The 7,253-nt window shown below is 67.5% G+C and carries 8 protein-coding genes and 1 tRNA gene; 7 read left to right on the top strand and 2 right to left on the bottom strand.

All coding sequences use genetic code 11. The annotated features are described in order from the left end of the window. The 7 genes from tolA to B551_RS11070 form a co-directional block, all read left to right on the top strand. The coding region (tolA, locus tag B551_RS11100) for a cell envelope integrity protein TolA (protein ID WP_023264088.1) at positions 1–311 on the top strand (311 nt) is incomplete at its 5' end. Positions 312–643: 332 nt separating this feature from the next. After that, positions 644–1,897 carry a Tol-Pal system beta propeller repeat protein TolB gene (gene tolB, locus B551_RS11095; RefSeq protein ID WP_052511336.1) on the top strand — a complete coding sequence of 418 codons (1,254 nt, stop codon included), beginning with the start codon at positions 644–646 and terminating at the stop codon, positions 1,895–1,897. A gap of 21 nt (positions 1,898–1,918) precedes the next feature. Beyond that, positions 1,919–2,434, top strand: coding sequence for a peptidoglycan-associated lipoprotein Pal (gene pal / locus B551_RS11090; protein ID WP_023264086.1), 516 nt, complete (start codon positions 1,919–1,921; stop codon positions 2,432–2,434). A gap of 67 nt (positions 2,435–2,501) precedes the next feature. Further along, positions 2,502–3,260 (top strand): tol-pal system protein YbgF, encoded by a 759-nt coding sequence (gene ybgF / locus B551_RS11085; protein WP_006578188.1) that lies wholly within the window; start codon positions 2,502–2,504, stop codon positions 3,258–3,260. Between the two features lie 169 nt (positions 3,261–3,429). Further along, positions 3,430–4,119, top strand: coding sequence for a 7-cyano-7-deazaguanine synthase QueC (gene queC / locus B551_RS11080; protein WP_023264085.1), 690 nt, complete (start codon positions 3,430–3,432; stop codon positions 4,117–4,119). 57 nt (positions 4,120–4,176) lie between these two features. Continuing rightward, positions 4,177–5,289 (top strand): YeeE/YedE family protein, encoded by a 1,113-nt coding sequence (locus B551_RS11075; RefSeq protein ID WP_006578189.1) that lies wholly within the window; start codon positions 4,177–4,179, stop codon positions 5,287–5,289. A gap of 82 nt (positions 5,290–5,371) precedes the next feature. Then, a tRNA-Lys gene (locus B551_RS11070) sits at positions 5,372–5,447 on the top strand. Positions 5,448–5,536: 89 nt separating this feature from the next. On the opposite strand, the gene B551_RS11065 is transcribed toward B551_RS11070, so the two are convergent. Beyond that, the gene (locus tag B551_RS11065) at positions 5,537–6,634 is read right to left on the bottom strand and encodes an AI-2E family transporter (RefSeq protein ID WP_006578190.1); all 1,098 of its coding nucleotides are present in this window, start codon (positions 6,632–6,634) and stop codon (positions 5,537–5,539) included. A gap of 115 nt (positions 6,635–6,749) precedes the next feature. Next, positions 6,750–7,253: DUF3318 domain-containing protein (locus tag B551_RS11060; RefSeq protein ID WP_023264084.1), on the bottom strand; the 504-nt coding region annotated here is incomplete at its 5' end.

The following is a 7,253-nucleotide window of genomic DNA, read 5'->3' as shown; positions in this document are numbered from 1 at the left end:
CGGGCGGCGGCACCTCGGACAACGCCGGTTCGGGCGGCCGCGCCTCGCCGGGCTACGCCGACAAGGTGCGCCGCCGGGTCAAGCCGAACATCGTCTTCACCGAGGACGTGCAGGGCAATCCGACCGCGGTGGTGTCGGTGTCGCTGGCGCCGGACGGCTCGCTGCTGTCGGCCCGCCTGTCGAAGTCCAGCGGCAATTCGGCCTGGGACAACGCCGTGCTGCGCGCGGTCGAGCGCTCCGACCCGCTGCCGCGCGACGACAACGGCAAGGCGCCGTCCAGCTTTACGATCACTTTCCGGCCCAAGGACTGACGCAGGCAAGCGTATGATTTGCAACATAGTGCAACCGGGATCGCTGGCCGCCGGGCGGCTGGCTACCATCGGCGGTTGCCTGGCGCGGCCCGGCGGCGCCTCGCTCCGCGCGCCGTTGCCGACGCGTCCGATGCATCGATTGACGATCTCGTTATAGATAGAGGAGCAGCATGCGATCGCTATTGACCCCGCTTTGGGCCCCGCTTTTGGCTCATTTGGCCCATCCGGCCCATGGGGGCTTCGCCTATCGGGCGGCCGACGCCCGTCAACGCACCCTGGCCACCCTCGCCAGCCGGCGCACCGGCCGTTCGGCCGTGCTGGCCTGGATCACCATGGCGCTGGCCATGGTGCTGACGATGGGTACGGCCCACGCCCAGTTGAACGTCGAGATCTCCGGCGTCGGCTCCAGCCAGTTCCCGATTGCCGTCGCCAATTTCCAAAATGAAGGCGCGGCGCCGACCAATCTGACGGCGATCATCCGCGCCGACCTGCAGCGCAGCGGCCGCTTCCGCAACGTGGACGTGGCCGGCGCCACCGTGCCCGAGACCGCCAACGTCGACCTGGCCGGCTGGAAGACCCGCGGCGCCGACGCCTTCGTGGCCGGCAGCGTGACCCCCGCCGGCGGCGGCCGCTACGAGGTGCGCTTCCGCCTGTACGACACCGTCAAGGGCGCCAGCCTGGGCGGCCTGGCCTTTACCGTCGGCCAGGACCAGCTGCGCGTGACCGCGCACAAGATCGCCGACTATATCTACGAGAAGCTGCTGGGCGAGCGCGGTGTGTTCGCGACCCGGCTGTCCTACGTCTCGCGCGTCGGCAACCGCTTCCAGCTGCTGATCTCGGACTCCGACGGCCAGAATTCGCGCGTCGCGCTGACCAGCAACGAGCCGATCATCTCGCCGTCGTGGTCGCCGGACGGCGCCAAGGTGGCCTACGTCTCGTTCGAGGCGAAGAAGCCGGTCGTCTATGTCCATGACCTCGCCACGGGCCGCCGCACGCTGGTGTCGAACCAGAAGGGCAACAACAGCGCCCCGGCATGGTCGCCGGATGGCCGCCATCTGGCGCTGGCGCTGTCGCGCGACGGCAATACGCAGATCTATCAGGTCAACGCCGACGGTTCGGGGCTGCGCCGCCTGAGCCGCAGCAGCGCGATCGATACCGAGCCGCAGTATTCGCCGGACGGCCGCCATATCTACTTCACCAGCGACCGCGGCGGCGCGCCGCAGATCTACCGCATGCCGGCCGCCGGCGAGGAGTCTGGCGCGGCGCAGCGCGTGACCTTCAAGGGCAACTACAACGTCAGCCCGCGGGTTTCGCCGGACGGCAAGCAACTGGCGTACATTAGCCGCGGCGGCGGCTTCAAGTTGCAGCTGATGGACCTGGGCAGCGGCGATGTCACCGCGCTGACCGATACGGCCAACGACGAGGCGCCCAGCTTCGCGGCCAACGGCAAGTACATTCTCTACGCCACTCGCGTCGGCGGTCGCGCGGTGCTGGCGGCGGTGTCGACCGATGGACGTACCAAGCAGGTTTTGTCGCTCCAGTCCGGCGAGGTTCGCGAGCCGTCCTGGGGACCCTTCATGCAATAACAGAAACAGGAGCCTCCTACCATGTCCAACATGATGACCAAGTCTCTCGCCATCGCCGTTCTGCTGACCCTCGGCGCCTGCTCGTCGGGCGTCAAGCTCGACGACTCCGCCAAGGCCGGCGCCGGCACCGGCGGCGCCGCGACCACCGATCCGCGCGCCGTCGCGCCGGTCGACGTCTCGCGCGATCCGCTGAACGATCCGAACAGCCCGCTGGCCCGCCGCAGCGTCTACTTCGACTTCGACAGCTACAGCGTCAAGCCGGAATACCAGGGCATGCTGAACGAGCACGCCAAGTACCTGCAGGGCAACCGCAGCCGCCGCATCCTGATCCAGGGCAACACCGACGAGCGCGGCACCAGCGAGTACAACCTGGCGCTGGGTCAGAAGCGTGCCGAGGCGGTGCGCCGTTCGCTGGCGACGATGGGCGTGCCCGAGAGCCAGATGGAAGCGGTCAGCCTGGGCAAGGAAAAGCCAAAGGCGCTGGGTCATGACGAAGCGTCGTGGGCCGAGAACCGCCGCGCCGATATCGTCTATTGATGCGCGTCCATTGATACCCTCTGGGTTCGTTTCGATCCGTTGATTCTGCGCTGAAGAAAGTCGATCCATGAAAGCACGCGTCTCTACTCTGTCGTGGCTAGTCGCCGCAGTTTGTGCCGGCCTGTTGCCGGTCGCCCAGGCGCAGGCCGGTGTCTTCGACGATGACGAGGCGCGTCGCGCCATCATCACGCTGCGAGAGCAGTTCAATGGCTTCCAGGCCACTGCCTCGCAGCGGATCGACCAGAACAGCCGCGCCCAGATCGATATCCAGAACCAGCTCGAAGGGCTGCGCCAGGAAGTCGCGCGCCTGCGGGGCCAGAACGAGGTGCTGCAGAACGAGGTCGCCAATCTGCAGCGCCAGCAGAAGGACTACTACGCGGATCTGGACGCGCGGCTCAAGAAGTTCGAGCCGCAGCAGGTCACCGTGGAAGGCCAGCAGGGCCTGGCCCAGCCGGGCGAGAAGACCGAGTACGACGCCGCGCTCAAGCAGTTCCAGACCGGGGACTTCAAGGGCGCCGGCGCCAACTTCTCGGCCTTCATCAAGAAGTATCCGCAGAGCCCATACCTGCCGCTGGCGCAGTACTGGCTGGGCAATTCGCTGTACGCCCAGCGCGACTACCGCGGCTCGATCACGGTGCTGCAGAACATGGTGCAGGCCAGCCCGACGCACCCGAAGGTGCCAGACGCGATGATCGCGATCGCCAACAACCAGCTGGAGTCGAACCAGAAGGCGGCGGCGCGCAAGACGCTGGAGCAGGTGGTGGCCAAGTATCCCGGCACCGAGGGCGCGCAGGCGGCCAGCAACCGGCTGAAGACGCTGAAGTAGATCGCGCCCGACGTAGCGCGACTGCGCGGCATCGACGCCGGCGTCCGAAGTGCCAAGGCCCGCGCAAGCGGGCCTTTTTTCGTGGTCGCGCTAAAATAACGGGTTACCCGATTTATCGCGAAGGCCGGCCCGGTCCTTCGCCCGCTACCCCGGCACGCGCCACCCCGAGATGACTCAACGCGCAATCGTCCTGCTTTCCGGCGGTCTGGACTCCGCCACCGTGCTCGCCATGGCCAAGGCCCAGGGCTTCGAAACCTATGCGCTGTCAATGCGCTACGGCCAGCGGCACTCGTCGGAGCTCGAGGCCGCCCGGCGTGTCGCCGCGGCGCTCGGCGCCAGGCGGCACGAGATCGTCGATCTCGACCTGCGCCGGTTCGGCGGCTCGGCGCTGACCGACGACGCGCTAGAGGTGCCGACCGACGGCGCGGCCGGCGGTATCCCCATCACCTATGTGCCGGCGCGCAACACGATCATGCTGTCGCTGGCGCTCGGCTGGGCCGAGGCGATCGGCGGCCGCGACCTGTTCTTCGGCGCCAATGCGATCGACTACTCGGGCTACCCCGATTGCCGTCCGGAGTACGTGCAGGCCTACGAAGCGCTGGCGAATCTCGCCACCAAGGCCGGCGTCGAGGGCGAGCGTATCCGCGTCCACGCGCCGATCATCGACATGACCAAGGCCGAGATCATCCAGGCCGGTGTCCGGCTCGGTGTCGACTACGGCATGACGGTGTCGTGCTACCAGGCGGACGAACAGGGCCGCGCCTGCGGCGTCTGCGATTCCTGCCGGATCCGCCGCGCGGGCTTCGAGGCCGCCGGGGTGCCTGACCCGACCCGCTACCAGAACGCCGCGGCATCCTGACCGTAACGACGCGGCCGCGCCGCTCACTTCCTATCGATCCGCCACCGGCAATCCGCCATGCCTGAAATCGACGTCCCCGCGCTGACGCGCACCGTGCTGGTCTGCACGTTCGCCCTGACCTTTCTGTTCGGGGCGGTCCTGCAGCGCACGCATTTCTGCACCATGGGCGCCGTCTCCGACATCGTCAACATGGGCGACTGGACCCGCATGCGCATGTGGGTGCTGGCGATCGGTATTGCGATGATCGGCACCGGCGTGCTGGCGTGGTCCGGCCAGATCGATCCGGCGCGCACCATCTACGCGGCCGACAAGCTGGCATGGCTGTCTGCGCTGGTCGGCGGGCTGCTGTTCGGCTTCGGCATGGTGCTGGCGTCGGGCTGCGGCAGCAAGACGCTGGTACGGATCGGCGCAGGCAACCTGAAGTCGCTGGTGGTGTTCGTGTTCCTGGGCCTGTCGGCCTATATGACGCTGCGCGGGCTGTTCGGCGTGATTCGCGTCAATACCGTCGACGCCGTGGCGATGCAGCTGCCGACCTCGCAGGACCTGCCGTCGCTGCTGGCGCAGACCGGCCTGTCGCGCGGCACGCTGCAACTGGTGCTGGGCCTGCTGCTCGGCGGCGTGCTGTCGCTGTGGGCGCTGGCCGGCAAGGGTTTTCGCACCTTCGACAACCTGCTCGGCGGCATCGCGGTGGGGCTGATCATCGTGGCGATGTGGTACGTGTCCGGCCATGTCGGCTTCGTGCCGGAGGACCCGAATACGCTGGAGGAGGTATTCGTCGCCACCAACAGCGGCCGCATGGAAAGCCTGAGCTTCGTCGCGCCGTATGCCTATACGCTGGACTGGCTGATGATGTTCAGCGACAAGAGCAAGGTGCTGACGGTCGGCATCGTCAGCGTGATCGGCGTGATCGCCGGCGCCGCGGCCTATGCGCTGGCCTCGCGCACGTTCCGCTGGGAAGGCTTCGGCAACGCCGAGGACGTCGCCAACCATATCGTCGGCGGCATCCTGATGGGCGCGGGCGGTGTGACCGCGCTGGGCTGCACGATCGGGCAGGGCCTGTCGGGCGTGTCGACGCTGGCGATCGGTTCCTTCATCGCGCTGGCCGGCATTCTGCTGGGCGCCGTGCTGGCGTTCCGCTATCAGATGTGGCGGCTCGAGCGGATGGTCTGAGCGGTGGGTTCGGGCCTCGCCAAGGGCACTGCGGTTGACATGAGCAAGCGAAGCTGACTATAATCGCGGCTTCGGTTTTTTCGGGTCGTTAGCTCAGCCGGTAGAGCAGCGGACTTTTAATCCGTTGGTCGCAGGTTCGAATCCTGCACGACCCACCAGTATTGCGAAGGGCCTGTGACGCAAGTCACAGGCCCTTTTTGCATGGTGCGGCGGGGAACTGGCGGGGAAGTGCCCTTCGGCGCGGCCCTCAGCGGCCCGGCGTCGGCGGCTGGGTCGGCGGCGTCGGCGTCTTGGTCGTCGTCGTGTTCGACTCGGTCTCGCGCATCGACACGAACAGGTCCCAGCTGGCGATGAACAGCGCGGCGATCAGCGGGCCGATCACGAAGCCGTTGATGCCGAACAGCGCCATGCCGCCCAGCGTCGAGATCAGGATCACCCAGTCCGGCATCTTGGTGTCCTTGCCGACCAGGATCGGGCGCAGCACGTTGTCGACCGCGCCGATGACCAGCGCGCCGAACGCGATCACCGTGATGCCCTTCCAGATCACGCCGGTCAGCAGGAAATAGATCGCCACCGGTCCCCAGATCAGCCCCGCGCCGACCGCCGGCAGCAGCGACAGCACCGCCATCACCACGCCCCACAGCACCGCGCCCTGGATGCCCAGCACCGCGAACAGCAGGCCGCCGAGCAGGCCCTGCAGCGCGGCCACGGCGATATTGCCCTTGATCGTGGCGCGGATCACGCCGGTGAACTTCAGCAGCAGCATCTGCTTGTGTTCGTCGCTGAGCGGCAGCGCCAGCCGGATCCTGCGCGTCAGCTTGGCGCCGTCGCGCAGCAGGAAGAACAGCAGATACAGCATGACGCCGAAGCTGATGACGAACTGGAAGGTGTTCTGGCCGATGCTGAGCGCCTGCGTGGCCAGGTACTGGCTGATCTGACCCGCCGCGGTGGCCAGTTTTTCCTGGATCGAGGCGACGTCGTTGAGTTCGAGCCGGGTCAGCGCCGAGTTCAGGCTCGACGGCAGTGCCGCCACGGCCTGTTCGAAATAGGCGGTGAAATTGATATGGCCCGAACGGATCTGGTGCACCACAGCGGTGGTTTCATTGAGCAGCGAGGCGGTGACCAGGAACATCGGCAGCACCACCACCAGCAGGCATAGCAGCAGGGTAATCAGCGCGGCGAGGTTCGGATGGCCGCGCATCTTGCGCGTCAGCAGATTGTTCAGCGGGGTGAAGATGATCGCCAGGATCACGCCCCAGAATACCGCGCCGAAAAACGGCTGGAGCACCCAGAAGAAGGCGATGGTGACGATGGCCAACAGGATGTAGAAGGCCTTCTGGTGCATGGCGGTTCAGTGTCGAAGTGTCAGGGACACGAGATGGATGAGCGATGCGCTGGCGAACCCGCGGCCCGCCCGGATGCCAGTGCTGGCCTGGTATTCCGCGGCGGGTCCCGACGGTTCAGCGTACCAGCGGATCGTGAAAACCGGTATCGGCGCGTGCGCCGGCGGCGTCGCGGGCGGCCCTGGCTGCCGGGACATTGCCTTCGGGCGTCTGCGCGCGCGCCTGCTGCCAGGTCCGCCAGGCCCAGTAGCCTGCGCCGGCAACCGCGCCCAGCTTGGACAGCTTCCAGCCCCAGCGCAGCACCGGCACGCGCCGCATCAGCGGCAACGCCAGCGACAGTGCCGAGCTCATGACCGGATAGTCCTTGGCCATGCCGAGCAGCTTCCACATCGACTGGGGCCGCGCCATGCGCGGCAGCCAGGCGCCGATGCGGCCGATGTTGCGGACGCTGGCGCGCACGTCGGCAAGCGATTGCGCGCAGTCGTAGCGCTCGAGCGCCGCGCGCGTGATCAGCAGTTCCTTGCGCACCGCCAGCGGCAGCCGCACTTCGCGGTCCGTGCGCCGGCGTGCCGGCGGTTCGGATCGGGCGGTCCGGGCGCCGACGCCGGTCGGCGCCATCGG

This window comes from Cupriavidus sp. HPC(L) (assembly GCF_000307735.3).
GTDB lineage: Bacteria > Pseudomonadota > Gammaproteobacteria > Burkholderiales > Burkholderiaceae > Cupriavidus.
This window is presented reverse-complemented; position numbering and strand designations above follow the sequence as displayed.